The organism is Streptomyces ortus, assembly GCF_026341275.1.
GTDB lineage: Bacteria > Actinomycetota > Actinomycetes > Streptomycetales > Streptomycetaceae > Streptomyces > Streptomyces ortus.
The window spans coordinates 5017938-5044876 of record NZ_JAIFZO010000002.1; the positions used below are offsets into that span (position 1 = coordinate 5017938).

Genomic DNA, 26939 nt, shown 5'->3' on the forward strand with positions numbered 1-26939 from the left:
TTTGGAGGGCGTACCGTGCACCGCCGGCACAACGGGCTCAGGACCGCCGTACTCCTCGGGGGACTGTCCGCACTCATCATCGTCATCGGCAGTTTCTTCGGGCGTACGGGTCTCGTCGTCGCACTGCTCATCGCGATCGGCACGAACGCGTACGCGTACTGGAACAGCGACAAGCTGGCTCTACGCGCGATGCGCGCGCGCCCGGTGAGCGAGTTCGAGGCCCCAGCGCTCTACAGAATGGTCCGCGAGCTCTCCACCCAGGCCCGCCAGCCCATGCCCCGCCTGTACATCTCCCCGACGGAAGCACCGAACGCGTTCGCCACGGGCCGCAACCCGCGCAACGCCGCCGTGTGCTGCACCGAGGGCATCCTGCGCATCCTGAACGAGCGGGAGCTGCGCGGCGTCATCGGCCACGAACTGAGCCACGTCTACAACCGCGACATCCTCATCTCGTCCGTCGCGGGCGCCCTGGCCTCCGTCATCATGTTCCTGGTCAACTTCGCCTGGCTGATCCCGATCGGCCGCTCCAACGACGACGACGGCCCCGGCCTCCTCGGCATGCTGATGATCATGATCCTCGGCCCGCTGGCCGCGTCGGTCATCCAGCTCGCCATCAGCCGCTCCCGCGAGTACGAGGCGGACGCGTCCGGTGCCCAGCTCACCGGCGACCCGCTGGCCCTCGCGAGCGCCCTGCGCAAGCTGGAGGCGGGCACGAAACAGCTGCCGCTGCCCCCGGAGCCGCGCATCGAGACCGCGAGCCACATGATGATCGCCAACCCCTTCCGCCCGGGCCAGGGACTCTCCAAAATGTTCTCGACGCACCCGCCCATGGCGGAGCGCATCGCCCGGCTCGAACAGATGGCAGGTCGCCACCAGTGAAGACAATCCTCAACATCATCTGGCTCGTCCTGAGCGGCTTCTGGCTGTTCCTCGGCTACCTGCTGGCGGGCGTGCTGCTGTGCATCACCATCATCGGGATTCCGTTCGGCGTCGCCGCGTTCCGTATCGGGGCCTACGCGCTGTGGCCGTTCGGCCGGACGACGGTCGAGCGCCGTGACGCGGGGGCGCCGTCCTTCATCGTCAACATCCTCTGGCTGGTCCTGGCCGGCTGGTGGCTGGCCCTCGCGCACATCGTCACGGGCCTCATCCAGTGCGTCACGATCATCGGCATCCCCCTGGGCATCGCCAACTTCAAGCTGATCCCGGTCTCGCTGTTCCCCCTGGGACGTGAGATCGTGCGCACGGACCAGCCGTTCACGTCGTCGGTCAGGTAGGGCGCCCGCGCCTTCGGAACATCGACGGCAGTCCGTTCCGTGAGCCGGTCGTCCGAGGGTTGTCCACAGGCTGGCCCGAATGTCAGTGCCGCGCTGCATCATGAACACATGACCGAGAACGAGCAGTTGCTGGGACGGGTCCTCGCGGAGGCGCGCAACTCCCGGCCGTGGGGCTGGCCCTCGCTCCCCGAGCCCGTGGACGCCGCCACGCTGGCCCGTGCCGAGTCCGCGCTCGGCTTCTCCGTCCCGCCGCTGCTCGCCGCGCTCTATCTGCGGATAGGGGACGGAGGGTTCGGCCCGGAGTACGGTCTGCTGCCCCTGCTCGACAGTCCGCCCTCGGGAGAGCCGGCGGTCGTCGCGCAGTACCTCGCCCATCGCGAGAGCGGCCGAAAGGACCCCGACTGGCCCTGGCCCGAGGGCATCCTGCCGATATCCCACTGGGGCTGCGGCATGTACGCGTGCGTGGACTGCCGTGCGCCCGACGCCCCGGTGCTCCTGTTCGAGCCGAACGCCGACGACGCCGACCACGCCTGGTACGTGGACGCCCCCACCCTCACGGTCTGGCTCGACGCCTGGCTGCAGGGCACCGGCTGGTACGACGAACAGAACGACGACGCGGACCTGGCGCCCTGGGACGACTTCCGCATACGGACAGGGGCGGCCCGAGCGTCGTAGCGACCGGCTCCCGGCCTCCGGCACCGATCCTCAAGGGGCGCAAGGGGCGCAAGGGGGCGGGGGAACTGCCCGCCCAGCCCCCACAGCCGCGGTCGCGAGGGCTCAACGCGCGCGAAGCCGCCACCGCACCCCGTACGAGACCGCCCCGGCTCCCAGCACAGCGGCCCCCACGGCCACGGACATCCACGGCAGGGCGAAAGCCAGCGTCAGGCACCCCGCCAGCCCCACCACGGGCAGGGCCCGCGACACGGCCGTCGAACTCAGCGTCCACGCCGAGGCGTTGGCGATCGCGTAGTACACCAGCACCCCGAAGGAGGAGAAGCCGATCGCACCCCGCACATCCACCGTCGCGGCCAGCACCGCGACCACCGCTCCGACGGCGAGCTCCGCCCGATGGGGCACCCGGAAGCGCGGATGCACGGCGGCCAGCCCACCCGGCAGATGCCGGTCACGGGCCATGGCCAGCGTGGTCCGCGACACCCCCAGGATCAGCGCGAGAAGGGAGCCGAGGGCGGCCACCGCGGCGCCCACCCGTACCACCGGGACGAGCCCCGGTGCCCCGGCGGCGCGTACCGCGTCGGCGAGCGGAGTCGTCGCCTGCCCGAGCCCCGTCGTCCCCAGCACGGAGACGGCAGCCACCGCGACAGCCGCGTACACGACCAGCGCGATACCCAGAGCGAGCGGGATCGCTCGCGGAATGGTGCGCGCCGGATTCCGCACCTCCTCGCCGAGGGTCGCGATCCGCGCGTAACCGGCGAAGGCGAAGAACAGCAGTCCGGCCGCCTGAAGCACCCCTCCGACACCCCCGGACACACCCACCCCGAGCCGCCCTGCATCGGAGCCCCCGGAGGTCAGGCAGACGACCACGACGGAAGCGAGGACCGCGAGGACCACCGCGACGATCAACCGCGTCAGCCACGCGGACTTCTGCACCCCGCCGTAGTTCACCGCGGTGAGGGCCACCACCGCCCCGACAGCCGCGTGCGCCTGCCCCGGCCACACGTACGTGCCCACGGTGAGCGCCATCGCCGCACACGAGGAGGTCTTGCCCACGACGAACGACCAGCCCGCCAGATATCCCCAGAACTCGCCGAGCCGCTCACGGCCGTACACATACGTGCCACCCGACGCGGGATAGCGGGCGGCCAGGCGTGCCGAGGCGGTCGCGTTGCAGTAGGCGACCACGGCGGCGATCCCGAGAGCGAGGAGCAGTCCGGATCCCGCGGCCCGTGCCGCGGGCCCCAGCGCGGCGAAGATTCCCGCACCGATCATCGAGCCGAGGCCGATGACCACGGCATCCCCGACGCCGAGCGTTCGCCGCAGCTCGAGCGTGGATCCGGCCCCGGACGGACCTGGCCGGGAGGGATCGGACTGTGTCATGAACCGCACCCTACTGATCAGTGCAACCGGCCACCGTCGCGCGGACGTCCTCCCTGGTAACAGGGGACGAACAGTAGAGCGAAACGCAGAACGACAAGAAACAGCCGAGATCGGTATGACCACAGCGTTGTGCGAGCAGGATCACAGCACGGGTACAGCACGAAGGGGCAGGTTCACGGCATGGGCATCATCAGCTGGATCATTCTGGGGCTGCTGGCCGGAGCCATCGCCAAGTTCCTGCTGCCGGGACGCGATCCGGGCGGCTTCGTCGGCACGACACTGATCGGCGTCGCGGGCGCGTTCATCGGCGGCTGGATATCCGCCCGCTGGCTGGACCACCCGATCTCCAAGGACTTCTACGACGGAGCCACCTGGGCCGCCGCGATCGGCGGCGCGCTGGTCCTGCTGATCGGCTACCGCATCCTGTTCGGCAACTCGCGCGACTGAGCGCGCGCCTCCGAGACCGCGGCCAGCAGGCGGGAAGGGTGGGCACCCGAGGTGCCCACCCTTTCTCGTACGCGCGGCCGGCGTCCGCGGGACGACCGGTGTGTCACCGGTAGTTGACGTACTGCAGTGCGAAGTCGAAGTCCTTGCCCTTGAGCAGGGCCTGCACGGCCTGGAGGTCGTCACGGCTCTTCGAGCTGACCCGCAGCTCGTCGCCCTGCACCTGCGCCTTCACGCCCTTGGGGCCCTCGTCGCGAATGATCTTCGCGACCTTCTTCGCGTTGTCCTGGGAGATGCCCTCCTCGATCGAAGAGAAGATCTTGTACTCCTTGCCGGAGAGCTGCGGCTCACCGGCGTCCAGCGCCTTCAGTGAGATACCGCGCTTGACCAGCTTGGACTGGAAGACGTCGAGGATGGCCTTGACCCGGTCCTCGGAGTTCGCCTCCATGAGGATCTTCTCGCCGGACCAGGAGATGGAGGCGCCCACGTTCTTGAAGTCGTAGCGCTGCGAGATCTCCTTGGCGGTCTGGTTGAGGGCGTTGTCGACCTCCTGCCGCTCGACCTTCGAGACGATGTCGAAACTGGAGTCGGCCATGTCCTGTGGCTCCTTGTATCGGGGTGCGTAGTGGCGGCCACCGAACCCGCTTCGGTCCCGGGCCGCATCCGCATAAGCCTAGCCACCCCCTCCCCTCCGAGCACCGATCAATCGTGTGGCGAAGCACCCCCGGGCATCGGGTATCGTTTACGTCGTTGCCACGGAGCGCCGCCGAAAGACGGTTCGAATGGCAGCAACCCCGGCGGTGTGCCCGAGCGGCCAAAGGGAGCAGACTGTAAATCTGCCGGCTCAGCCTTCCCAGGTTCGAATCCTGGCGCCGCCACGCTGAGAGAAGAAACCCTCTCTGAAATGCGAGTACGCATTTCAGAGAGGGTTTCTTCATGTGGCAACGCGGAGCGCCCCAGCGGCGGTACTCCGCGTTCCCTCCGTACCCTGGACCCATGTCCTCCCGTCGCCGGATCTGCCCCGAGTGCCGTCGCGAGATCGCCGTCGTCGCGGGGCGGTTCGCCCGGCACGACCCGGCCGGGGCCCGGGGGAGCGAGGAACTGGTGTCCTGCCCCGGCTCGCGCAGGCAGGCGGAGCTCGGCGCCGCACAGCCGGCGCTGGACGGATACGCCGTGGCGGACTTCCCCGGCCAACTCCCCCTCTTCTGACTCACGCGTCTTCACGGCCTTGCGGCCTTGTGTCCCCGCGATACAGCGAGCCCGCGAGCCCGCGGCGTCACGACCCCGCGACCCCGCGACCCCGCGACCCCGCGGCGTCACGGCCTCGCGATCCGTGCGGCCTCGCCGTCAGGTCCCGGTCAGGCACTCGGCGGCGGCCCCGGTCAGTTGCCCGCCACCGACTTGACCGCCACCGACACCGGTGTGGAACCGCTGATCAGCTCCAGGGTCAGGCCCGCCGTCGCCGGAGTGTCCACCAGTTCCGCGAGGACCGCGGCGACGTCGTCGCGCGGGACAGGCCCGCGGCCCGTCGCGGCCTCCAGGCGGACGAGGCCCGTGCCCGCGTCGTTCGTCAGCATTCCGGGGCGCAGAATCGTCCAGTCCAGGCCGCGATGCGCGCGTACGTACGCGTCCGCCTCGCCCTTCGCGCGCAGGTACGCGTCGAAGACCTCGTCCCCGGGGTGCCCCGGATCCGCACCCATCGAGGAGACGACCACGTGGCGCCGGACCCCCGCCCGGGCCGCCGCGTCCGCGAAGAGCACGGCGGCTCCCTTGTCCACGGTCTCCTTGCGGGCCACCTCGCTGCCCGGGCCCGCGCCCGCCGCGAAGATCGCGGCGTCCGCACCCCGCAGATGCGCGGAGACCTCCTCCTCCGAGGCCGACTCCAGATCGCATACCACCGGCTCGGCGCCGGCCGCCCGCAGATCGTCACTCTGTTCGGCTCGGCGGATGATCCCCGCGACCTCGTCACCGCGCGCGGAGAGCAGCCGCTCAAGCCGCAACGCGATCTGACCATGACCTCCAGCGATAACAATGCGCATGTTTCCGACCGTACGCCCGGATGGAGACACTCGCCGCACAACCCTGTGGATAACTCGTGAGTCTCTTGAGAGATCACGCTGTACGAGGGGGACGCCGTCGGGCGTCATAAGGAGACCGTCATCACCGCCACACGCATGAGCCCCGCCGCCCGCAAGAGCCCTGCCATACGCAGGACGCTCACCGCGGTCGGCTTCACCACCGTCCTGTTCTCCGCAGTGGCCGCCTGCGGCACGGTGGAGAACCTCACCGCCGGCCAGAAGGTGGACCAAGCCGTCGAGGGGCTCGGCGAAAAGAAGTCGCTCGCCTTCGAGTTGGGGCTCGACGCCAAGCCCTCAGCACTCGTGAAGCTGGCCGGCGAGGAGGAGCCCGGCGAGGAGATGCCGCCCGAACTCGCGAAACTGTTCGCCGGAGTACGGGTCAAGGTGTCCGTCGAGTCGCGCAAGCCGCTCGCCGACTCGGGGGAGAAGGATCTCGTCGGTACGGGGATGTCCGTCTCGGGGCCCGACGGTGTCCTGGCCGAGTACCGTCTCGTCGGCGACTACACGTACTACCGGGCCGACATGAAGGCGTTCGGCGAGGCGATGGGTTTCCCCCTGCCGACCGCCGACGAGCTCCCCGAGAGTGAGAAGGAGCTCAGGCCCGTCCTTGAGGGCAAGTGGATCAAGATCGACAACCACGAACTCGACCGCGCCGCGAAGGACACCACCGGCAAGGGCGACAAGGCCGGCAAGGGCAAGGCCGGCGAGGCCGATCCGGCCGACGAGATCGACAGCAGGACCCAGCAGAAGATCCTCAAGGCCGTGCGCTCGGTCGTCGCCCGCGAAGTCACCTTCAGCGACAAGGGAGGCAGCGACGGCGTCGAACGGATCGTCGCCAAGGCCTCGTTCCGCGACCTGCTCACCGGCATCCTCGACAAGCTGCGGCCGCTGGCGGACGAACTCCCGGCGGGCGCCGAACTGCCCACCGAGGAGGACCTGAAGGACGCTCCGGACAAGAAGGTCGCCGTCAACTTCTCCCTGAAGAACGGTGACCTGACCCGCGTCTCCGTCGACCTCGCCACCCTGGCGGACGACCCGAAGGGCGCCAAGGTCCCGCTGGTCGTCAAGTTCGGCGAAGCCGGGGACATCAGCGCGCCGGCCGGCGCCACGAAGCTGCCCGCGGGACAGTTCGGCGGGCGGGGCAACCCGTTCACCAGCGGTCTGCTGGGCGGCTTCTGACACGCCGTTCGCCGGTCACGGCGTCCGCCGCACAACACCAGACGCCATGCATGCACGCACGCGCGCGTGGAGGTCGACGACCTCCACGCGCGCGTTCCGCGCACCTCACCCGTACCCCGCGCCCCGCGACCCATGGATCACCGTTCACCGCTGACCGCTGACCGCTGACCGCTGACCGCTGACCGCTGACCGCTGACCGCTCACGACCGCCCCGTCCGCCCCTGGCGCGGCAGGTCCAGTGCCACGGCCACCGCCGTGTCGCAGTACTCCCGCACCGCGCTCGTCCGCGCCACCACGCGCCCCCGGTGCACCACGATCCGGCTGTACGCCAGCGACAGCGCGCCGTCGAGCCGGTCGCCGCGCACCGCGAGCAGCTCCGCCGGGAAACCGGCCTCCACGCGCACCTCGGGCAGCCCCAGCACCGCCCGTGCCGACGAACTCACCGCGTCGTACGCGTCCGCGGACCGCAGCCCGTACTGCGAGGCCAGCAGATACGCCGCCTCCAACGGGTCCCCGCGTCCCACGGGGTTCGACAGGTCCCGCAGCGCGCCGCTCCCGGCCGCGACCCGTACCCCGGCCGCCCGCAGCAGCCGTACCGGAGCCGTGCCGCGCCGCTCCACGCCCGAACAGCCGCCCTGAGGCAGGCAGACGACGGTCACCCCGGCCGCGGCGAGCTGCTCGGCCGATCGCGAGGCCACCTCGGACGGCAGCCTGCTCAGTCCTCCGCAGGGGCCGAGCGTCACCCCGGGCCGCAACCCGCCCGCCATCGCCGCGAGCCGCCCGAGCCGGGCCGGATCGTCACCGTCCGTATGCAGATCGACCGGGCAGCCCTGTTCCGAGGCGACCTCCAGGACCGCCTCCACATATCCCGTCGGATCCGGGTCCAGATCCGGACAACCGCCCACTACGGAGGCGCCCATCTTCACCGCGTCCCGCAGCATCGCCAGTCCGTCGGCCCCGGCTAGCCCGGTGAGCACCCGGGGCATCGCCACGACCGTCAGTTCGACGAGCCCCCGCAGCGCGCGCCGCGCCTGAAGCACCGCCGCCATCGAGCCCAGCCCCTGCACATCGCCCACGCGCACGTGGGAGCGGACGGCGGTCGCCCCGTGCCCGAGCTGCAGGAGAGCGGCCTCGGTCGTACGGCGCTGGACCTCCTGACCCTCGTACGAGACCGGGCCCTCGCCGTCGGCCGACAACGCCGTGTCGCCGTGGGCGTGGGGCTCGGCCGGAGCCGGCAGGAGCAGATGCCCGGAGAGGTCCACGCGCGCGGTGTGCGCGGTGAGGCTGCCCGCCGTGCCGACCGCCTCGATGCGTCCGTCGGACAGCCGTACGTCCACGAGCCGGCCGTCGGTGAGCCGCGCACCGCAGAGCAGAAGGTCGGCCCCGTCGGCCCGGCCGGACGAGCCCGAGGAACCCGACGAGCCCGACGACGAGGAAGACGAGCCCGACGACGAGGACGACGACGAGGAGTGGTGCGGCTGCGGCTGGCTGTCTGGCATCGCGCTCCTGGGGCTCGGCGGCTGCGCAGGAGAGGCACAAGATCACGCAGCGTGAGTCGAGCCTAGGGTGACGATCGGCGCGCATCGAGGAGGAGCGGAATAGTCGTACCGGCGTGGTCCGTGGTGCCTGAGAGGCCGCTGGAACAGCCGGTGAGGACCCGGGAACGGGCCGGGGCAGGGGCCACGAAACGGATTTGGGCGATCGGCTGCCGAGCGTGTAATGTCTTCATCGCTCGCCCCAATAGCTCAGTCGGTAGAGCGTCTCCATGGTAAGGAGAAGGTCTACGGTTCGATTCCGTATTGGGGCTCTGGTGTGGGAAGTTCCCGTCGAAAGACGGGAACTGATCACATCAAAGCGGTGTAGCTCAGTCGGTAGAGCAAGCGGCTCATAATCGCTGTGTCACCGGTTCAAGTCCGGTCACCGCTACTGACGGTAGCCGATTGCGGGGTCGGTCCTTCGATCGGTTACTCTTCTATGCGTTAATCCATGTCCCATCCGTCCGGCAAGGAGCACTCACGTGGCTGCCACCGACGTCCGCCCGAAGATCACGCTGGCCTGCGTGGAGTGCAAGGAGCGGAACTACATCACCAAGAAGAACCGGCGTAACAACCCGGATCGCATGGAGATGAAGAAGCACTGCCCGCGTTGCAACTCGCACACTGCGCACCGCGAAACGCGATAAAAAAGGCTCGTTCACGAGGCCGTCCCCTGTAATGGGGGGCGGCCTCGCGTCGTTACATCAAGCTGCGACCAGTGCGAACCAGGAGGTGCCGAGCCGATGGCGCTCGACCAGTCCTTCGTAGGGCGGTCCTACCCGCCCACCGACCCGTACGAGGTCGGCCGGGAGAAGATCCGCGAATTCGCGGAAGCGGTGGGAGATCCAAATCCCGCCTACACAGACCCGGACGCCGCCAAGGCTCTTGGCCACCCCGATGTGATCGCGCCGCCGACCTTCGTGTTCGCGATCACTTTCAAGGCCGCGGGACAGGTCATCCAGGACCCGCAACTGGGTCTCGACTACAGCCGGGTCGTGCACGGCGACCAGAAGTTCGTCCACCGGCGCCCGGTGCGCGCGGGGGACCGGCTCACGGTCACGTCCACCATCGAGGCGATCAAGTCGATGGCGGGCAACGACATCCTGGACATTCGCGGCGAGGTCCGCGACGAGGCCGGCGAGCACGTGGTGACCGCCTGGACCAAGCTCGTGTCCCGTGCGGCCGAGGAGGCGTGAACCGATGACCGCGAAGATCGCGTACGACGACGTCGAGGTCGGCACCGAGCTGCCGGCCCAGACCTTCGGAGTGACCCGCGCCACGCTCGTGCAGTACGCGGGCGCTTCGGGGGACTTCAACCCGATCCACTGGAACGAGAAGTTCGCCAAGGAGGTGGGCCTCCCGGACGTCATCGCGCACGGCATGTTCACCATGGCCGAGGCGATCCGGGTCGTCACCGACTGGGTCGGCGACCCGGGCGCGGTCGTCGAGTACGGAGTCCGCTTCACCAAGCCTGTCGCGGTCCCGAACGACGACCAGGGTGCCACGATCGAGGTCAGCGGCAAGGTCGCCGTCAAGCTCGACGACAACACCGTGCGCGTCGACCTCGTCGCGATGAGCGCGGGCCAGAAGGTGCTGGGCATGTCCCGGGCGGTCGTACGCCTGGCCTGACGGACCGCGGGATTACGAGTAAGGGGCGCCCGCCAATTGCGGGCGCCCCTTACTTCGCCCCCTCCCCCCTCACGCCTCCTCCCCCGTCACGCCCTCTGCGGTCTCCCGACCGAGCCACCCCCTTGACTTAGTTAGTGATTGAGTACTAACTTCCTCGCATGGTCAGGATGAGCGCAGAGGAACGGCGCGAGAGCGTCGTTCGCGCGGCGATGAGCGAGTTCGCCCGGGGCGGCTACTACGGCACGTCCACCGAGGCGATCGCCAAGCGCGTGGGGGTCTCGCAGCCGTACCTCTTCCGGCTCTTCCCGGGCAAGAAGGCGATCTTCCTCGCAGCCGCCGAACGTTGCCTGGAGGACACCGTCCGCGCGTTCGAGGCGGCGTCCGAGGGGCTGTCCGGCGAAGCGGCCCTGCACTCCATGGCGGACGCGTACACCAGGGTCATCGCCGAGGAGCCCGAGCGGCTGCTCATGCAGATGCAGATGTATGTCGCGGTGGCGGCGGCCGAGCAGGCCGGCGACCACGAGCTCGGCGAGGCGGTGCGGGCCGGCTGGATGCGACTGTGGGAGACCGTCCACCTGCCGCTCGGTGCCGACGTCGACCAGACCACCGACTTCCTGGCCTACGGGATGCTCATCAACTGCCTGGTGGCCATGGGTTTCCCGGCCGAGCACCGCGTATGGGAAGGGCTGTACCCGTCGGCCCGGGCCAAGGGCCGGCTCGAACACTGAAGCGGGACCCCGAAACGGAACACCGACGCGGAACGCGGAACGCGCAACGCGCAACGCGACATCGAAGCAGAAGGCGGCGGAGACGGCGCTTTTTCATGAGCACAAAAGTTAGTCATCAATAACTAACCAAAACTAGCGATAACCCGCTGGGGGAGCGATGTCACAGCAGACCGAACGTCGCGGGGGAGCCGTCTGGGCCCTCGTCATCACCAGCGTCGCCGGATTCATGGCGGCCCTCGACAACCTCGTCGTCACCACCGCTCTGCCCTCGATCCGCGAGGACTTCGGGGGAGCGCTCGACGACCTGGAATGGACCGTGAGCGCCTACACGCTCACCTTCGCCGTGCTGCTGATGTTCGGCGCGGCCCTGGGCGACCGGTTCGGCCGGCGGCGGCTCTTCCTCGTCGGCATCACCGTCTTCACCGGAGCCTCCGCCGCCGCGGCCATGGCGCCCGGCATCGACTCGCTGATCGCCGCCCGCGCGGTCCAGGGCGTCGGCGCGGCCATCATGATGCCGCTCACCCTGACCCTGCTGACGGCCGCCGTGCCGGTCGCCAAGCGCGGGATGGCGTACGGGATATGGGGAGCCGTCAACGGTCTCGCGGTCGCCTCGGGGCCGCTCATCGGAGGCAGCCTCACCGAACACCTGTCCTGGCAGTGGATCTTCTGGCTGAACGTCCCGCTGGGTCTCGCCCTGCTGCCGCTCGCCCGGCTGCGCCTTGCGGAGTCGTTCGGCTCCGGCGCCCCGCTGGACATCCGCGGCACCCTGCTCGCCAGCGGCGGCCTCTTCGGAATCGTGTACGGGCTGGTCCGCGCCCCTGTCGTCGGCTGGAGCGACGGCGTGGTGCTGCTCGCCCTGTTCGGGGGTACGGCCCTGCTCACCGGCTTCGTCGTCCACGGCATGCGGGCCGAGAACCCGATGCTGCCGATGCGCCTCTTCCGTAGTCGCGCCTTCGCCGGAATCAACGCGGCGAGCCTGCTGATGTTCCTCGGGATGTTCGGCTCGATCTTCCTGCTCAGCCAGTACATGCAGGGCGTGCTCGGCTACTCGCCCACCGAGGCGGGCCTGCGCATGCTGCCGTGGACCGGAATGCCGATGCTCGTCGCGCCGGTCGCCGGCTACCTGTCGGACCGCGTCGGCGGACGTCCCGTCGTCGCGGCGGGCCTGTTCCTGCAGGCCGTCGGCCTCGGATGGTTCGCCGTCGTGGTCGAGGCGGACACGTCGTACGCCGCCCAGCTGCCCGCGCTGATCATCAGCGGCATCGGGATGTCCCTCTTCTTCGCCCCCGCCTCCAGCCTGGTCATGTCCAGCGTCCGGGCGCAGGAGCAGGGCATCGCGTCCGGCGCCAACAACGCGCTGCGCGAGGTCGGCGGGGCGCTCGGTATCGCCGTGATGGCCTCGATCTTCTCCGCGCAGGGCGGCTACGAGAGCGCACAGACCTTCGTGGACGGCATCAGGCCCGCGCTGTGGGTCGGCTCCGCGGCGGTGGCCGTGGCGGGGCTCGCGGCGCTGTACATCCCGCGCCGGCGGCCCGAGACCGGCGGCCCCGAGGAGGTCGCGAAGGCGCCCGCACCCGTACGGGAGACGGTGTCGCACTGAGAGCCTGCGTCCACGGGCCGGCGGGGGACCGCGCGACAGGGACCCCACCGGCCCGCACGGACGACGCGACATCGACGGAGGTGCCCGCGCCCCCTGTGAACGGCCCCTGTGAGCGGCCCCGCCCGGACCGGCGGGGCCGTTCTCGTACTCTGGGCACGTGCAGGAACTCCACGACACCGCCCTCGCCCCGCTGACCACCTTCCGGCTCGGCGGTCCCGCCGCCCGGCTGATCACCGCGACCACCGACGACGAGGTGATCGCCGCCGTCCGCGAGGCCGACGACTCAGGTACGCCGCTGCTTCTGATCGGCGGCGGATCCAACCTGGTCATCGGCGACGAGGGCTTCCCGGGCACCGCCCTGCGCATCGCCACCCGCGGCTTCGAGCTGGACGGTACGCGGCTGGAGCTGGCGGCCGGGGAGGTGTGGACCGACGCGGTCGCCCGTACCGTCGAGGCCCGGCTCGCGGGCATCGAGTGCCTCGCCGGAATCCCGGGCTCCGCGGGAGCGACACCGATCCAGAACGTGGGCGCGTACGGCCAGGAAGTGTCGTCGACGATCACCGAGGTGATCGCCTATGACCGCCGGAGTCGCGAAACGGTCACCATGTCGAACGCCGAGTGCGGCTTCTCGTACCGGCACAGTCGTTTCAAGAGCGATCCCGAGCGGTTCGTCGTGCTCCGGGTGCGTTTCGAGCTGGAGGACGCCGCCGGGCTGTCCGCGCCGCTGAGGTACGCCGAGACGGCCCGCATGCTCGGTGTCGGGCCCGGCGACCGCGTGCCCGTGGACGCGGCCCGCGAGACCGTCCTGAAACTGCGTTCCGGAAAGGGCATGGTGCTCGACCCCGAGGACCACGACACTTGGTCGGCCGGCTCGTTCTTCACCAACCCGATCCTCACGCACGAGGAGTTCGCCGTGTTCCACGCGCGCGTGGCGGAGAAGCTGGGCGACGGTGTGATCCCGCCCGCCTACCCCGCGGGCGACGGGCACACCAAGACCTCGGCGGCCTGGCTGATCGACAGGTCGGGCTTCACCAAGGGGTACGGCACCGGTCCCGCCCGTATCTCCACCAAGCACACCCTGGCCCTCACCAACCGGGGCGGGGCCACCACCGAGGACCTTCTCGCGCTCGCCCGCGAGGTCGTCGCCGGAGTCCACGACGCCTTCGGGATCACGCTCGTCAACGAACCGGTGACGGTGGGCGTCAGCCTCTGAGGTTCCGAGGCCGCCGCCCCGCCCCCGCCCCGCGTCCGCTTCAGGCGACCGGGGCGGTCAGCCAGTCGTCGGCCCCGGACAGCAGCTTCTCCTTGATGTCGGGCGGGGCCGCCGAGGCGCGTACCGACTGCCGTGCCAGCTCGGCCAGTTCGGCGTCCGTGAAGCCGTGGTGGAGGCGCGCGATGTCGTACTGGGCGGCCAGCCGGGAGCCGAACAGCAGCGGGTCGTCCGCGCCGAGCGCCATGGGAACGCCCGCCTCGAAGAGCGTGCGCAGGGGGACGTCCTCCGGCTTCTCGTAGACCCCGAGGGCGACGTTCGAGGCCGGGCAGACCTCGCAGGTGATGCCGCGGTCCGCCAGCCGCTTCAGCAGCCGGGGGTCCTCGGCGGCCCGCACCCCGTGTCCGATCCGCGAGGCGTGCAGGTCGTCCAGGCAGTCGCGGACGGACGCGGGGCCCGTCAGCTCACCGCCGTGCGGCGCGGCCAGCAGCCCGCCCTCCCGGGCGATCGCGAAGGCCCGGTCGAAGTCGCGTGCCATGCCCCGCCGCTCGTCGTTGGAGAGCCCGAACCCGACGATGCCCCGGTCCGCGTACCGCACGGCCAGCCGGGCCAGCGTGCGGGCGTCCAGGGGGTGTTTCATCCGGTTCGCGGCGACCAGGACCCGCATCCCGAGCCCGGTCTCGCGCGAGGCCGTGTCCACCGCGTCCAGGATGATCTCCAGCGCGGGGATCAGACCGCCCAGCCGCGGCGCGTACGACGTGGGGTCGACCTGGATCTCCAGCCACCCCGAGCCGTCCCTGAGGTCCTCCTCGGCGGCCTCGCGCACGAGCCGCTGGATGTCCTCGGGATCTCTGAGGCACGACCGTGCCGCGTCGTACAGCCGCTGGAAGCGGAACCAGCCGCGCTCGTCCGTCGCCCGCAGCTTGGGCGGCTCGCCGCTCGTCAGCGCGTCGGGCAGATGGATCCCGTGCTTGTCGGCCAGTTCCAGGAGGGTGGTGTGCCGCATCGAACCGGTGAAGTGCAGGTGCAGATGAGCCTTGGGCAGCTCAGAGACCTTACGTACGTGCTCCATTCAAGGATCCTGCCGCACGCCGGCGCCGTATCGGTAGCGCTTTCCCTGAACGTGGTCTTGCTCGCACGAAGAAACGGGCCGCCTCCCCGGAGGGAGACGGCCCGCGATGCTCGCAGTACCTACTGTGCCGCGCGGAATCAGGCCTTGGCCTCCGCCAGGAGCTTCTGGATCCGCGAGACGCCCTCGACGAGGTCCTCGTCACCCAGCGCGTACGACAGCCGCAGATAACCCGGCGTGCCGAAGGCCTCACCCGGGACGACCGCGACCTCGGCCTCCTCCAGGATCAGGGCGGCCAGCTCGACGGAGGTCTGCGGGCGCCTGCCGCGGATCTCCTTGCCGAGGAGCGCCTTCACCGAGGGGTACGCGTAGAACGCGCCCTCGGGCTCCGGGCAGAGCACGCCCTCGATCTCGTTGAGCATGCGCACGATCGTCCGACGGCGGCGGTCGAAGGCCTCGCGCATCTCGGCGACGGCCGTCAGGTCGCCCGAGACGGCGGCGATCGCGGCGGCCTGGGCCACGTTCGACACGTTCGACGTGGCGTGGGACTGCAGGTTGGTCGCCGCCTTGACGACGTCCTTGGGGCCGATCACCCACCCGACCCGCCAGCCGGTCATCGCGTACGTCTTCGCCACGCCGTTGACCACGATGCACTTGTCGCGCAGCTCAGGAAGTACTGCCGGCAGCGAGGTGAACTTCGCGTCCCCGTAGACCAGGTGCTCGTAGATCTCGTCCGTCATCACCCACAGGCCGTGCTCTATGGCCCAGCGGCCGATGGCCTCGGTGTCCTCGGCGCTGTAGACGGCGCCGGTCGGGTTCGAGGGGGACACGAAGAGGACGACCTTGGTCCGCTCCGTACGGGCCGCCTCCAGCTGCTCGACCGAGACGCGGTAGCCGGTGGTCTCGTCCGCGACGACCTCCACCGGGACACCGCCGGCGAGACGGATCGACTCGGGGTACGTCGTCCAGTAGGGGGCCGGGACGATGACCTCGTCGCCCGGGTCGAGGATCGCGGCGAACGCCTGGTAGATGGCCTGCTTGCCGCCGTTGGTCACCAGGACCTGGGAGGCGTCCACCTCGTAGTGGGAGTCACGCAGCGTCTTGGCGACGATCGCCGCCTTCAGCTCGGGAAGGCCGCCGGCCGGCGTGTAGCGGTGGTACTTCGGGTTCTTGCATGCCTCGATGGCGGCCTCGACGACGTAGTCCGGGGTCGGGAAGTCGGGCTCACCGGCGCCGAAGCCGATCACCGGACGTCCGGCGGCCTTGAGGGCCTTGGCCTTGGCGTCCACGGCGAGGGTGGCGGACTCGGAGATCGCGCCGACTCGGGCGGAGACCCGGCGCTCGGTGGGAGGGATTGCAGCGCTCATGGGCCCATCGTTTCAGACCGGAAACGTCCCCGGCACACTGGTTTCACAGACTGGGCAACGCGGGACGAACCCGGGGCCGGGCACGCACAAAGTCCTTACGGACACTTTCTGTTCGACGCCCGGCCGCCGACCACGTACACTCTCACCTCGTTGGCCTTCACCGGCCGCACCCATCCGGTGCACACCGAGCACCCGGGCGGATGCGGTACGTTGTGAGGGAAGCAGAGGGTCGTAGCTCAATTGGTAGAGCACTGGTCTCCAAAACCAGCGGTTGGGGGTTCAAGTCCCTCCGGCCCTGCTACACACTCCTTTCACCAGGATGTGTGCACATGTACGTACTGCATTGCATCGTCGTGCGGCTCACACCGGGCGCGGCACGGCCACGACCCGGAATCAGGTGAGGACGCGTGACGGACGCCGTGGGCTCCATCGACATGCCTGATGCCCAGGATGAGGCGCCGGAGTCCCAGAAGAAGGGCCGCAAGGGCGGTAAGCGTGCCAAGAAGGGCCCGCTGAAGCGCCTCGCCCTCTTCTACCGCCAGATCGTCGCGGAGCTCCGCAAGGTTGTCTGGCCGACCCGCAATCAGCTGACGACGTACACCACTGTGGTGATTGTGTTCGTTGTCATCATGATCGGTCTGGTGACTGTGATTGACTTCGGACTCGACAAGGCCGCCAAGTACGTCTTCGGCTAGGCCAAGCGCGAAGGGCGCCGTATCCGGCGCCCGCTTTCGCGTGTTCCACCCCCATGATCCAGGAAGAAGCAGCCACCGTGTCTGACCCGAACCTGAACGATGCCGTCGAGTCGGTCGAGTCCCGCGAGGACGAGCTCGACATCGTCGAGGGCGCGGACGTCGAGGACCAGGTCGAGGCTGCCGACGCCGCGGCGGGCGAGCCCGCCGAAGAGGCCGCGCTGCACGTCGAGGACGAGTCCGACGAGGACGACACCGCCTCCGTCGACGAGGACGCCGACACGGACGTGGACGCGACCGACGAGAGCGCCGAGGCCGACGAGGAGGAGGCGGAGGAGGCCGAGCCGGTCGACCCCGTCACCGCCCTTCGTGAGGAACTTCGCACGCTGCCCGGCGAGTGGTACGTCATCCACACGTACGCCGGTTACGAGAACCGCGTGAAGACCAACCTCGAACAGCGTGCCGTCTCGCTGAACGTCGAGGACTTCATCTTCGCGGCCGAGGTGCCGCAAGAAGAGGTCGCGCAGATCAAGAACGGCGAGCGCAAGACCATCAAGCAGAACAAGCTCCCCGGCTACGTGCTGGTGCGCATGGATCTGACGAACGAGTCCTGGGGTGTCGTCCGCAACACCCCCGGCGTCACCGGCTTCGTGGGCAACGCCTACGACCCGTACCCGCTGACGCTGGACGAGATCGTCAAGATGCTCGCCCCCGAGGCCGAGGAGAAGGCCGCCCGCGAGGCCGCCGAGGCCGAGGGCAAGCCGGCGCCGTCCCGCAAGCTCGAGGTCCAGGTGCTGGACTTCGAGGTGGGCGACTCGGTCACCGTCACCGACGGCCCGTTCGCGACGCTGCAGGCGACCATCAACGAGATCAACGCCGACTCGAAGAAGGTCAAGGGCCTCGTCGAGATCTTCGGCCGCGAGACTCCGGTGGAGCTCAGCTTCGACCAGATCCAGAAGAACTGACGTTCTTTCGGACCGTACGCTTCCGTCCAGGTCAGACAGGCTCTCGTAGCCGGTCTGACCTGCTCGGTTTCAGGCTGCGCACCGATACCCGTTATCGTTGTGCGGTATGCCTCCATCCGGATGATCCGGAATGGATGGCCGGAAACTCTCACTAGGACCCGGAGAGAGCAATGCCTCCCAAGAAGAAGAAGGTCACGGGGCTTATCAAGCTCCAGATCCAGGCCGGTGCGGCCAACCCGGCGCCGCCGGTCGGCCCCGCGCTGGGCCAGCACGGCGTCAACATCATGGAGTTCTGCAAGGCCTACAACGCGGCGACCGAGTCGCAGCGCGGCTGGGTCATCCCGGTGGAGATCACGGTCTACGAAGACCGCTCCTTCACCTTCATCACCAAGACCCCGCCGGCCGCGAAGATGATCCTCAAGGCCGCTGGTGTCGAGAAGGGCTCCGGCGAGCCCCACAAGACCAAGGTCGCCAAGATCAGCCAGGCCCAGGTCCGCGAGATCGCCACCACCAAGCTGGCCGACCTCAACGCCAACGACCTGGACGCCGCGTCGAAGATCATCGCCGGCACCGCCCGTTCCATGGGCATCACGGTCGAGGGCTGATCCCCACCTTCGCAGAACACCGTGGCAGGGCCTGCTCGGCCCCTACCACGACTCCTCAGAGCACACAGGAGCAGTAGTGAGCAAGCGCAGCAAGTCTCTCCGCGCTGCGGACGCCAAGGTCGACCGGGAGAAGCAGTACGCCCCGCTCGAAGCCGTCCGTCTCGCCAAGGAGACCTCCACCTCCAAGTTCGACGGCACCGTCGAGGTCGCCTTCCGTCTGGGTGTCGACCCGCGCAAGGCCGACCAGATGGTCCGCGGCACCGTGAACCTCCCGCACGGCACCGGCAAGACCGCCCGGGTCCTGGTCTTCGCGACCGGTGACCGTGCCGAGGCCGCGACTGCCGCCGGCGCCGACATCGTCGGTTCCGACGAACTCATCGACGAGGTGGCGAAGGGGCGTCTGGACTTCGACGCCGTCGTCGCCACCCCGGACCTCATGGGCAAGGTCGGCCGCCTGGGCCGTGTCCTCGGCCCGCGTGGTCTGATGCCGAACCCGAAGACGGGCACCGTGACCCCGGACGTGGCCAAGGCCGTGACCGAGATCAAGGGCGGCAAGATCGAGTTCCGCGTCGACAAGCACTCGAACCTCCACTTCATCATCGGCAAGGTGTCGTTCGACGACACGCAGCTGGTGGAGAACTACGGCGCCGCGCTCGACGAGATCCTTCGTCTGAAGCCGTCGGCCGCCAAGGGTCGCTACATCAAGAAGGCCACGATCAGCACCACGATCGGCCCCGGCATCACGCTGGACTCGAACCGCACCCGCAACCTCCTCGTGGAGGAGGACCCGGCCGCCGTCTGAGCCTGACGCTCACCGGTAGCCACGTCGCAGACGCGATTTCAGGACGGGCCCCGCAACCTTTCGAGGTCGCGGGGCCCGTCTCTGTGTCCGGGGTAGGGGATACGGGGTCCGAGATGCGGGGCAGGGGTACGGGGCGCGGGTCCGATGCGCGGCGGCCGGTGTCCGTTTCCGGGTCGGATGTCGGTGGCCTGCGCTAGCGTGCGAGGCACAGGAATCGCATAGGGGGACGAATGATGAGCTCGATCGTGCGCCGGGTGGCCGTCTCGATAGCGGTGGCCGCCGTTCTGACGGGAGCCGCGGCCTGTAGTGGCCCGGACTCCGACGGCGATTCCGGAGGGGACGGCAAGGGCTCGGCGGCGGACAGCGAGAAGACCGGCGAGGCCGGGACCCGGACGGACGCGGTGGTGGCCCTTCGCTCCGTGGCGAAGAGCACCGACGGCGCGGACTCCGCCAAGGTCGAGTCCACCACGACCATGGGCACGATGATGTCGATGGAGGCGGACGGCGTCCTGGGCTGGGCCGACGGGCTCACCGGCAACCTGATGATCACGTACACCGGCGGCACGATGGCCGACCAGATGCGTCAGCTGGGCACCACCTCCATGGAGGCCCGCTATCTGCCGGACGCCTACTACGCGAAGATGGGCGACAAGTTCGCCGAGCAGTCCGGCGGCAAGCACTGGATCAAGTACGGCTACGACGACCTGGCGAAGCTCGCCGGCGGGTCGGGGGTGTACATGAAGGACCAGATGCAGAACACCACGCCGAACCAGTCGGTGAAGCTGCTGCTGGCCTCCGGGGACGTCGAGAAGGTCGGCGAGGAGAAGGTGCGGGGCGAGGACACCACGCACTACTCGGGCACGGTCGAGGTCGCGGAGCTCGCCGGCCGCAGCTCGTCGCTCTCCGCGAGTCAACTGGCCGAGCTGAAGAGCCAGTTGGAGCAGGCGGGGGTGACCACCGAGACCATCGACATCTGGGTGAACGACAAGGACCTGCTGGTCAAGAAGGCCGAGAAGGGCGAGCTGGCGACCGGCTCGATGTCCTCGACGGCGTACTACAGCGACTACGGCGTCGAGGTCGCCGCCGAGGAGCCGGCGGCGGGTGACACCGCGGACTTCAAGGACCTGATGCGGAGCGGGCCGACGGACTGAGCCCTTCGCCGTCCGCCTGCCTCCGCCACCCCTACCCCGGTTCTGCCCCTCCCGGCAGTCACAGCAGTCACAGCTGTCACAGGCGTCACACAGGTCACCCACAACTAGCAGGACTGTTCGAACCCCGCTGGGATACGCTCGCGGCTTGTCTGTGAGTCGCATATCTGTTCCTTGGGGGGAACCATGACGCTTTCCGTGCGCACATCAGTACGTCATCGGGCGACGGGCGCGGTCGTCGCCGCGCTCGTCCTGGGCGGGGGTGCGGTCGGCTGTTCCAAGGCGGACGAGGAGTCCCCCGAGATGACGCCCGCCGCGGCCGTCGCCAAGGCGGCGAAGAAGACGGAGGACATCACCTCCCTCAGCTACCGGATGTCCGGCAGGACCCCGGAGGAGGGGCGCGTCAAGGCCGAGGCCCAGATGCGCATGGAGCCCGACCTCGCCATGAGCATGAAGATGACCGCCCTCGACCAGGGGAAGGACGGCAACGCCGAGATCCGTCTGGTCGACAAGGCGATGTACATCGGCGGGGGCGCCGCGGCGGCCAAGGAGATGGACGGCAAGAGCTGGATCAAGTTCGACATGTCCACGCTGGGTGACGACGCGCTGGGCGGCGGCGGGGCCCCGGGCGCCGGGACGGCCGACAAGAACCCGGCGCAGGAGTCCACCTTCCTCACCGGGTCCAAGGACGTGAAGAAGGTCGGCACCGAGAAGGTCGAGGGCGTCGAGACCACCCACTACAAGGGAACGGTCACCCTCGACGAGTTCCGCAAGTCCCTCAAGGGCGAGAGCAAGGCCACCCGCGAGAAGCGGGAGAAGAGCCTGGAGCAGTACGAGAAGCTGGGCCTGGACGCGCTCACGATGGACATGTGGGTCGACGGCGAGGACCACACCAAGCAGTTCCGTATGCAGGGCGACGCCGACAAGGGCAAGCTCGACATGACCATCACCTTCCTCGACTACAACAAGCCCGTGACCGTCAAGGCCCCGCCGGCCAAGGACGTCATGGACCTGGCCGAGATGATGGGCGACCTGGAGGGCTGAGGGCCCCGAGGGCGCGGATTTGCTTGACAGTGCCCCGTTCACGTAATCTTCCACAGAAGCCAAAGACCGCTGGTCGTTGCCGTGCTCTCGTCAGAGGACGCGGTGACCGAAGGATCCGCTGAATTGCGGACGACCCGCGTAGGTGACTGTGGATGAGCTCCCGGACAGTCCCGTACTTCGTACGGATTTCAGTCTGGTAGAGCCACGCCCCGTGCGCCTGCGCCGGGGCGTTTCGTTTTCCCAGTCTCCTTCTGAGCGGTCCTCATCACCCGGAAGGAGGCCACGCTTATGGCAAGGCCCGACAAGGCTGCCGCGGTAGCCGAGCTCGCGGACCAGTTCCGTAGCTCGAACGCCGCTGTGCTGACCGAGTACCGGGGTCTCACCGTGGCGCAGCTCAAGACGCTGCGTCGTTCGCTCGGTGAAGACGCCCAGTACGCCGTGGTGAAGAACACGCTGACCAAGATCGCGGCCAACGAGGCCGGGATCTCCACGCTCGACGACCTGTTCAACGGTCCGACAGCGGTTGCCTTCATCTCCGGTGACCCGGTGACGTCGGCGAAGGGTCTTCGTGACTTCGCCAAGGACAACCCGAACCTCGTCATCAAGGGCGGTGTCCTTGACGGCAAGGCGCTGTCCGCCGACGAGATCAAGAAGCTTGCGGACCTTGAGTCCCGCGAGGTTCTGCTCGCCAAGCTGGCGGGCGCCATGAAGGGCAAGCAGACCCAGGCTGCGCAGCTCTTCCAGGCGCTTCCCTCGAAGTTCGTCCGCACCGCGGAGGCGCTTCGCGTCAAGCTCGAAGAGCAGGGCGGTGCCGAGTAACTCGGCTCGCGCAATGACCGCCGCTTGAGGCGACGGTCGCAGCGGGCCGAACGTACGCCCGCCTCACCAGTACATCCCGGCACCTGCCGAATTAGTGGAAGGACGCCATCATGGCGAAGCTGTCCCAGGAAGAGCTGCTCGCGCAGTTCGAGACCCTCACCCTCATCGAGCTCTCCGAGTTCGTGAAGGCCTTCGAGGAGAAGTTCGACGTCACCGCCGCCGCCGCGGTCGCCGCCGGCCCCGCCGCCGCTGCCGCCCCGGCCGAGGCCGAGGCCGAGCAGGACGAGTTCGACGTCATCCTCACGGGTGCCGGCGAGAAGAAGATCCAGGTCATCAAGGTCGTGCGTGAGCTCACCTCGCTGGGTCTGAAGGAGGCCAAGGACCTCGTCGACGGCGCTCCGAAGCCCGTCCTGGAGAAGGTCGACAAGGCTGCCGCCGAGAAGGCCGCCGAGTCCCTCAAGGGCGCCGGCGCCTCCGTCGAGGTCAAGTGACCCGACGAGTCCGCAAGGGCTCCCGCGGGCCGCGTGAAGCCGCTTCCGTAGCGGTGTAACGCTGACGCACCGAAGAGCGATCACCCATCTGGGTGGTCGCTCTTCGGCGTTCGAGGGGGCCGTGCGGCGACTGCCTTGCGCTGTAGGTCGCGACGAGTATGGTGATCTTCGTTCGTGCCTCCGGCCGCCCGTGACGGGCTGCAAGACAGGTCGCAAGTGACGGTGGCAGCACCTGGTTCGGGCTTGGGGGGCCTTGACGAACCGCACGCAGCGCGCAATTCTCAGGACGCGTCGTCACAACGATCCGGATCCGAGGCATGGATCGGCGGCGAAGAGGGCAGTATCGATGTGCATCGAGGGCGTGGCTTGCAGCAGGGGTTGAGAACAACGAGGGTCTTCAAAAACCCGCACTGGACATCAGTGGGCCTAGTGGCTACACTGACCCTTTGCGCTGCCTGTTAGCTGCCTCCTGCCCGTCACCAGGGGCATACCCTCGCTTGAGCACCGTGGATGGAACAGACTCTGACCTGGTCGTATTCGGCCGGTTCGGAAGACGTCCCTCCTGGTGCCCCGCTTGGGACCGGTACGCGCGTAGTGAGTCCGAGCCCTCGGAAGGACCCCCTCTTGGCCGCCTCGCGCACTGCCTCGACCGCGAATACGAACAACGGCGCCAGCACCGCCCCGCTGCGCATCTCCTTTGCAAAGATCAAGGAGCCCCTTGAGGTTCCGAACCTTCTTGCGCTGCAAACCGAAAGCTTTGACTGGCTGCTCGGCAACGACGCGTGGAAGGCTCGTGTCGAGGCGGCTCTGGACAGTGGACAGGACGTCCCCACGAAGTCCGGTCTGGAGGAGATCTTCGAGGAGATCTCCCCGATCGAGGACTTCTCCGGGTCGATGTCCCTGACGTTCCGCGACCACCGCTTCGAGCCTCCCAAGAACTCGATCGACGAGTGCAAGGAGCGCGACTTCACGTTCGCCGCACCGCTCTTCGTCACCGCCGAGTTCACCAACAACGAGACCGGCGAGATCAAGTCCCAGACCGTCTTCATGGGTGATTTCCCGCTCATGACGAACAAGGGCACCTTCGTCATCAACGGCACCGAGCGTGTCGTGGTGTCGCAGCTGGTCCGTTCGCCGGGTGTCTACTTCGACTCCTCCATCGACAAGACGTCCGACAAGGACATCTTCTCCGCGAAGGTCATCCCGTCCCGGGGTGCCTGGCTGGAGATGGAGATCGACAAGCGCGACATGGTCGGTGTCCGCATCGACCGCAAGCGCAAGCAGTCCGTCACCGTCCTGCTCAAGGCTCTCGGTTGGACGACCGAGCAGATCCTTGAGGAGTTCGGCGAGTACGAATCCATGCGCGCCACCCTGGAGAAGGACCACACCCAGGGCCAGGACGACGCGCTGCTCGACATCTACCGCAAGCTGCGTCCGGGCGAGCCGCCGACCCGTGAGGCCGCGCAGACGCTGCTTGAGAACCTCTACTTCAACCCCAAGCGCTACGACCTCGCGAAGGTCGGCCGCTACAAGGTCAACAAGAAGCTGGGCGGCGAAGCGCCGCTCGACGCCGGGATCCTGACCGTCGAGGACATCATCTCGTCGATCAAGTACCTGGTGAAGCTGCACGCCGGTGAGACCGAGACCGTCGGGAACAACGGCACCTCGATCGTCGTCGAGACCGACGACATCGACCACTTCGGCAACCGCCGTCTGCGCAACGTGGGCGAGCTCATCCAGAACCAGGTCCGTACGGGTCTGGCGCGTATGGAGCGAGTCGTCCGCGAGCGCATGACGACCCAGGACGTCGAGGCGATCACGCCGCAGACCCTGATCAACATCCGGCCGGTCGTCGCCTCCATCAAGGAGTTCTTCGGCACCAGCCAGCTGTCGCAGTTCATGGACCAGAACAACCCGCTCTCGGGTCTCACCCACAAGCGCCGTCTGTCGGCTCTTGGTCCGGGTGGTCTCTCCCGCGAGCGGGCCGGCTTCGAGGTCCGTGACGTGCACCCCTCGCACTACGGCCGCATGTGTCCGATCGAGACCCCCGAAGGCCCGAACATCGGCCTGATCGGCTCGCTCGCCTCCTACGGCCGGGTCAACGCGTTCGGCTTCGTCGAGACGCCGTACCGCCGGGTCACCGACGGTGTCGTCACCGACGAGGTCGACTACCTGACCGCCGACGAGGAGGACCGCTTCGTCATCGCGCAGGCCAACGCCGTGCTCAACGACGACATGCGGTTCAACGAGGCCCGTGTCCTGGTCCGCCGCCGTGGCGGAGAGGTCGACTACGTCCCCGGTGACGACGTCGACTACATGGACGTCTCGCCGCGCCAGATGGTGTCCGTCGCGACCGCGATGATCCCCTTCCTGGAGCACGACGACGCCAACCGTGCCCTCATGGGCGCGAACATGATGCGCCAGGCCGTGCCGCTGATCACCGCCGAGGCCCCCCTCGTCGGTACGGGCATGGAGTACCGCTGCGCCGTCGACGCCGGTGACGTCATCAAGGCCGAGAAGTCGGGTGTGGTCCAGGAGGTCTCCGCGGACTACGTCACGGTGGCCAACGACGACGGCACCTACACCACCTACCGGGTGGCCAAGTTCTCCCGCTCCAACCAGGGGACCTCGGTCAACCAGAAGGTCGTCGTCAACGAGGGCGACCGGGTCATCGAGCACCAGGTGCTCGCCGACGGCCCGGCCACCCAGGAAGGCGAGATGGCGCTGGGCAAGAACCTGCTCGTCGCCTTCATGCCCTGGGAGGGTCACAACTACGAGGACGCGATCATCCTGTCGCAGCGCCTCGTACAGGACGACGTCCTCTCCTCGATCCACATCGAGGAGCACGAGGTCGACGCCCGTGACACCAAGCTCGGCCCCGAGGAGATCACCCGGGACATCCCGAACGTCTCCGAGGAGGTCCTCGCCGACCTCGACGAGCGCGGCATCATCCGTATCGGTGCCGAGGTCGTCGCCGGCGACATCCTGGTCGGCAAGGTCACGCCCAAGGGTGAGACCGAGCTGACCCCGGAGGAGCGCCTGCTCCGCGCGATCTTCGGCGAGAAGGCGCGCGAGGTGCGCGACACCTCGCTGAAGGTGCCGCACGGCGAGATCGGCAAGGTCATCGGCGTCCGCGTCTTCGACCGTGAAGAGGGCGACGAGCTGCCGCCGGGCGTGAACCAGCTGGTTCGTGTCTACGTGGCGCAGAAGCGCAAGATCACGGACGGCGACAAGCTCGCCGGCCGGCACGGCAACAAGGGTGTCATCTCCAAGATCCTTCCGATCGAGGACATGCCCTTCCTTGAGGACGGCACGCCGGTCGACATCATCCTCAACCCGCTGGGTGTCCCGTCCCGAATGAACCCGGGACAGGTCCTGGAGATCCACCTCGGCTGGCTCGCCAGCCGCGGCTGGGACGTCTCCGGGCTCGGCGAGGAGTGGGCGCAGCGCCTCCAGGCCATCGAGGCCGACAAGGTGGAGCCCGGTACCAACGTCGCCACCCCCGTCTTCGACGGTGCGCGTGAGGACGAGCTGGCCGGTCTGCTGCAGCACACGATCCCGAACCGCGACGGCTCCCGCATGGTGCTCCCGACCGGTAAGGCGCCGCTGTTCGACGGCCGCTCCGGCGAGCCGTTCCCGGAGCCGGTCTCGGTCGGCTACATGTACATCCTCAAGCTCCACCACCTGGTCGACGACAAGCTGCACGCCCGTTCGACCGGTCCGTACTCGATGATCACCCAGCAGCCGCTGGGTGGTAAGGCCCAGTTCGGTGGCCAGCGATTCGGCGAGATGGAGGTGTGGGCGCTGGAGGCTTACGGCGCCGCCTACGCCCTCCAGGAGCTGCTGACCATCAAGTCCGACGACGTGACCGGCCGCGTGAAGGTCTACGAGGCCATCGTCAAGGGCGAGAACATTCCTGAGCCCGGCATTCCCGAGTCCTTCAAGGTGCTCATCAAGGAAATGCAGTCGCTCTGCCTCAACGTGGAGGTGCTGTCCTCGGACGGCATGTCCATCGAGATGCGCGACACGGACGAGGACGTCTTCCGCGCCGCGGAGGAGCTCGGTATCGACCTGTCCCGGCGCGAGCCGAGCAGCGTCGAAGAGGTCTGACGGGTCTGGCCGGGGCTCGCTGAACACGAGCCCCGGCTAACCAACCCCGGACCCCAGTCAGACCAGTGAAGAATCGACCCCGAAAGAGGGATTGA

General features: G+C 68.5%; 27 protein-coding genes and 4 tRNA genes. 25 read left to right on the forward strand and 6 right to left on the reverse strand.

What is annotated here, in order from left to right; translation table 11 throughout:
* Window positions 1-15: 15 nt before the first annotated feature.
* The 3 genes from htpX (at window position 16) to K3769_RS25540 (ending at window position 1949) form a co-directional block, all read left to right on the forward strand.
* Window positions 16-879 carry a zinc metalloprotease HtpX gene (gene htpX / locus K3769_RS25530; RefSeq protein WP_267028658.1) on the forward strand — a complete coding sequence of 288 codons (864 nt, stop codon included), beginning with the start codon at window positions 16-18 and terminating at the stop codon, window positions 877-879.
* A complete protein-coding gene (locus K3769_RS25535; protein WP_267028659.1) occupies window positions 876-1274 on the forward strand; it encodes a YccF domain-containing protein in 399 nt (132 codons plus the stop codon). The genes htpX and K3769_RS25535 overlap by 4 nt, the downstream gene beginning before the upstream one ends.
* Before the next feature lie 108 nt (window positions 1275-1382).
* Entirely contained in the window at window positions 1383-1949 is a 567-nt protein-coding gene (locus K3769_RS25540) for an SMI1/KNR4 family protein (RefSeq protein ID WP_267028660.1), read from the forward strand.
* Window positions 1950-2051: 102 nt separating this feature from the next.
* Here K3769_RS25540 and K3769_RS25545 read toward each other — a convergent pair whose 3' ends face one another.
* Window positions 2052-3329 (reverse strand): APC family permease, encoded by a 1278-nt coding sequence (locus K3769_RS25545; RefSeq protein ID WP_267028661.1) that lies wholly within the window; start codon window positions 3327-3329, stop codon window positions 2052-2054.
* Between the two features lie 180 nt (window positions 3330-3509).
* Between K3769_RS25545 and K3769_RS25550 the strand changes: the two genes are divergently transcribed.
* On the forward strand, window positions 3510-3776 hold the full coding sequence (locus K3769_RS25550; RefSeq protein ID WP_267028662.1) for a GlsB/YeaQ/YmgE family stress response membrane protein: 267 nt from the start codon (window positions 3510-3512) through the stop codon (window positions 3774-3776).
* Window positions 3777-3879: 103 nt separating this feature from the next.
* Here the strand turns inward: K3769_RS25550 and K3769_RS25555 are convergent, their stop codons facing one another.
* Window positions 3880-4368: a YajQ family cyclic di-GMP-binding protein gene (locus K3769_RS25555; protein ID WP_267028663.1), complete on the reverse strand. Its 489-nt coding sequence runs from the start codon at window positions 4366-4368 to the stop codon at window positions 3880-3882.
* A 201-nt stretch (window positions 4369-4569) separates the two neighbouring features.
* Between K3769_RS25555 and K3769_RS25560 the strand changes: the two genes are divergently transcribed.
* Both K3769_RS25560 and K3769_RS25565 read left to right on the forward strand, forming a co-directional pair.
* Window positions 4570-4651: transfer RNA gene (locus K3769_RS25560), tRNA-Tyr, on the forward strand.
* 118 nt (window positions 4652-4769) lie between these two features.
* Window positions 4770-4982: a hypothetical protein gene (locus tag K3769_RS25565; protein ID WP_267028664.1), complete on the forward strand. Its 213-nt coding sequence runs from the start codon at window positions 4770-4772 to the stop codon at window positions 4980-4982.
* A 173-nt stretch (window positions 4983-5155) separates the two neighbouring features.
* Here the strand turns inward: K3769_RS25565 and K3769_RS25570 are convergent, their stop codons facing one another.
* The gene (locus K3769_RS25570) at window positions 5156-5812 is read right to left on the reverse strand and encodes an NAD(P)H-binding protein (RefSeq protein ID WP_267028665.1); all 657 of its coding nucleotides are present in this window, start codon (window positions 5810-5812) and stop codon (window positions 5156-5158) included.
* Between the two features lie 135 nt (window positions 5813-5947).
* On the opposite strand from K3769_RS25570, the gene K3769_RS25575 reads away from it, so the two are divergent.
* Entirely contained in the window at window positions 5948-7030 is a 1083-nt protein-coding gene (locus K3769_RS25575) for a hypothetical protein (protein WP_267028666.1), read from the forward strand.
* A gap of 200 nt (window positions 7031-7230) precedes the next feature.
* Here K3769_RS25575 and K3769_RS25580 read toward each other — a convergent pair whose 3' ends face one another.
* Window positions 7231-8529 carry an amidohydrolase family protein gene (locus K3769_RS25580; RefSeq protein ID WP_267028667.1) on the reverse strand — a complete coding sequence of 433 codons (1299 nt, stop codon included), beginning with the start codon at window positions 8527-8529 and terminating at the stop codon, window positions 7231-7233.
* Window positions 8530-8764: 235 nt separating this feature from the next.
* On the opposite strand from K3769_RS25580, the gene K3769_RS25585 reads away from it, so the two are divergent.
* The 8 genes from K3769_RS25585 to K3769_RS25620 all read left to right on the forward strand — a co-directional run bounded on the left by K3769_RS25585 (window position 8765) and on the right by K3769_RS25620 (window position 13735).
* A tRNA-Thr gene (locus K3769_RS25585) sits at window positions 8765-8837 on the forward strand.
* A 46-nt stretch (window positions 8838-8883) separates the two neighbouring features.
* Window positions 8884-8956, forward strand: a tRNA-Met gene (locus tag K3769_RS25590).
* Window positions 8957-9047: 91 nt separating this feature from the next.
* Window positions 9048-9212, forward strand: coding sequence for a 50S ribosomal protein L33 (gene rpmG, locus K3769_RS25595; RefSeq protein WP_007265873.1), 165 nt, complete (start codon window positions 9048-9050; stop codon window positions 9210-9212).
* A 96-nt stretch (window positions 9213-9308) separates the two neighbouring features.
* Window positions 9309-9761, forward strand: a complete 453-nt coding sequence (locus K3769_RS25600) for a MaoC family dehydratase N-terminal domain-containing protein (RefSeq protein ID WP_267028668.1) — start codon at window positions 9309-9311, stop codon at window positions 9759-9761.
* A gap of 4 nt (window positions 9762-9765) precedes the next feature.
* Complete coding sequence (locus K3769_RS25605) at window positions 9766-10194, forward strand: MaoC family dehydratase (protein WP_267028669.1); 429 nt, start codon at window positions 9766-9768, stop codon at window positions 10192-10194.
* 158 nt (window positions 10195-10352) lie between these two features.
* Window positions 10353-10922 carry a TetR/AcrR family transcriptional regulator gene (locus K3769_RS25610; RefSeq protein ID WP_267028670.1) on the forward strand — a complete coding sequence of 190 codons (570 nt, stop codon included), beginning with the start codon at window positions 10353-10355 and terminating at the stop codon, window positions 10920-10922.
* A 157-nt stretch (window positions 10923-11079) separates the two neighbouring features.
* Window positions 11080-12522 carry an MFS transporter gene (locus K3769_RS25615; RefSeq protein WP_267028671.1) on the forward strand — a complete coding sequence of 481 codons (1443 nt, stop codon included), beginning with the start codon at window positions 11080-11082 and terminating at the stop codon, window positions 12520-12522.
* 157 nt (window positions 12523-12679) lie between these two features.
* A complete protein-coding gene (locus K3769_RS25620; RefSeq protein ID WP_267028672.1) occupies window positions 12680-13735 on the forward strand; it encodes a UDP-N-acetylmuramate dehydrogenase in 1056 nt (351 codons plus the stop codon).
* 40 nt (window positions 13736-13775) lie between these two features.
* Here the strand turns inward: K3769_RS25620 and K3769_RS25625 are convergent, their stop codons facing one another.
* Together K3769_RS25625 and K3769_RS25630 are read right to left on the reverse strand one after the other, a co-directional pair.
* Entirely contained in the window at window positions 13776-14804 is a 1029-nt protein-coding gene (locus tag K3769_RS25625; protein WP_267028673.1) for an adenosine deaminase, read from the reverse strand.
* Window positions 14805-14941: 137 nt separating this feature from the next.
* Window positions 14942-16168 (reverse strand): pyridoxal phosphate-dependent aminotransferase, encoded by a 1227-nt coding sequence (locus tag K3769_RS25630; RefSeq protein ID WP_267028674.1) that lies wholly within the window; start codon window positions 16166-16168, stop codon window positions 14942-14944.
* Window positions 16169-16393: 225 nt separating this feature from the next.
* Between K3769_RS25630 and K3769_RS25635 the strand changes: the two genes are divergently transcribed.
* The 10 genes from K3769_RS25635 (at window position 16394) to rpoB (ending at window position 26844) form a co-directional block, all read left to right on the forward strand.
* Window positions 16394-16466, forward strand: a tRNA-Trp gene (locus tag K3769_RS25635).
* Between the two features lie 109 nt (window positions 16467-16575).
* Complete coding sequence (secE, locus tag K3769_RS25640; RefSeq protein WP_055610500.1) at window positions 16576-16863, forward strand: preprotein translocase subunit SecE; 288 nt, start codon at window positions 16576-16578, stop codon at window positions 16861-16863.
* A gap of 77 nt (window positions 16864-16940) precedes the next feature.
* Window positions 16941-17825: a transcription termination/antitermination protein NusG gene (gene nusG, locus K3769_RS25645; protein WP_267028675.1), complete on the forward strand. Its 885-nt coding sequence runs from the start codon at window positions 16941-16943 to the stop codon at window positions 17823-17825.
* Between the two features lie 170 nt (window positions 17826-17995).
* Window positions 17996-18430, forward strand: a complete 435-nt coding sequence (gene rplK, locus K3769_RS25650) for a 50S ribosomal protein L11 (protein ID WP_267028676.1) — start codon at window positions 17996-17998, stop codon at window positions 18428-18430.
* 76 nt (window positions 18431-18506) lie between these two features.
* Window positions 18507-19232 carry a 50S ribosomal protein L1 gene (gene rplA / locus K3769_RS25655; protein WP_267028677.1) on the forward strand — a complete coding sequence of 242 codons (726 nt, stop codon included), beginning with the start codon at window positions 18507-18509 and terminating at the stop codon, window positions 19230-19232.
* A gap of 230 nt (window positions 19233-19462) precedes the next feature.
* Complete coding sequence (locus K3769_RS25660) at window positions 19463-20383, forward strand: SCO4651 family lipoprotein (RefSeq protein ID WP_267028678.1); 921 nt, start codon at window positions 19463-19465, stop codon at window positions 20381-20383.
* A 195-nt stretch (window positions 20384-20578) separates the two neighbouring features.
* Window positions 20579-21424 (forward strand): SCO4651 family lipoprotein, encoded by an 846-nt coding sequence (locus tag K3769_RS25665; RefSeq protein ID WP_267028679.1) that lies wholly within the window; start codon window positions 20579-20581, stop codon window positions 21422-21424.
* 288 nt (window positions 21425-21712) lie between these two features.
* The gene (gene rplJ / locus K3769_RS25670) at window positions 21713-22243 is read left to right on the forward strand and encodes a 50S ribosomal protein L10 (RefSeq protein ID WP_055610505.1); all 531 of its coding nucleotides are present in this window, start codon (window positions 21713-21715) and stop codon (window positions 22241-22243) included.
* A 110-nt stretch (window positions 22244-22353) separates the two neighbouring features.
* Window positions 22354-22734, forward strand: a complete 381-nt coding sequence (gene rplL / locus K3769_RS25675) for a 50S ribosomal protein L7/L12 (protein ID WP_267028680.1) — start codon at window positions 22354-22356, stop codon at window positions 22732-22734.
* A gap of 624 nt (window positions 22735-23358) precedes the next feature.
* Complete coding sequence (rpoB, locus tag K3769_RS25680) at window positions 23359-26844, forward strand: DNA-directed RNA polymerase subunit beta (protein ID WP_210882026.1); 3486 nt, start codon at window positions 23359-23361, stop codon at window positions 26842-26844.
* Window positions 26845-26939: the final 95 nt, after the last annotated feature.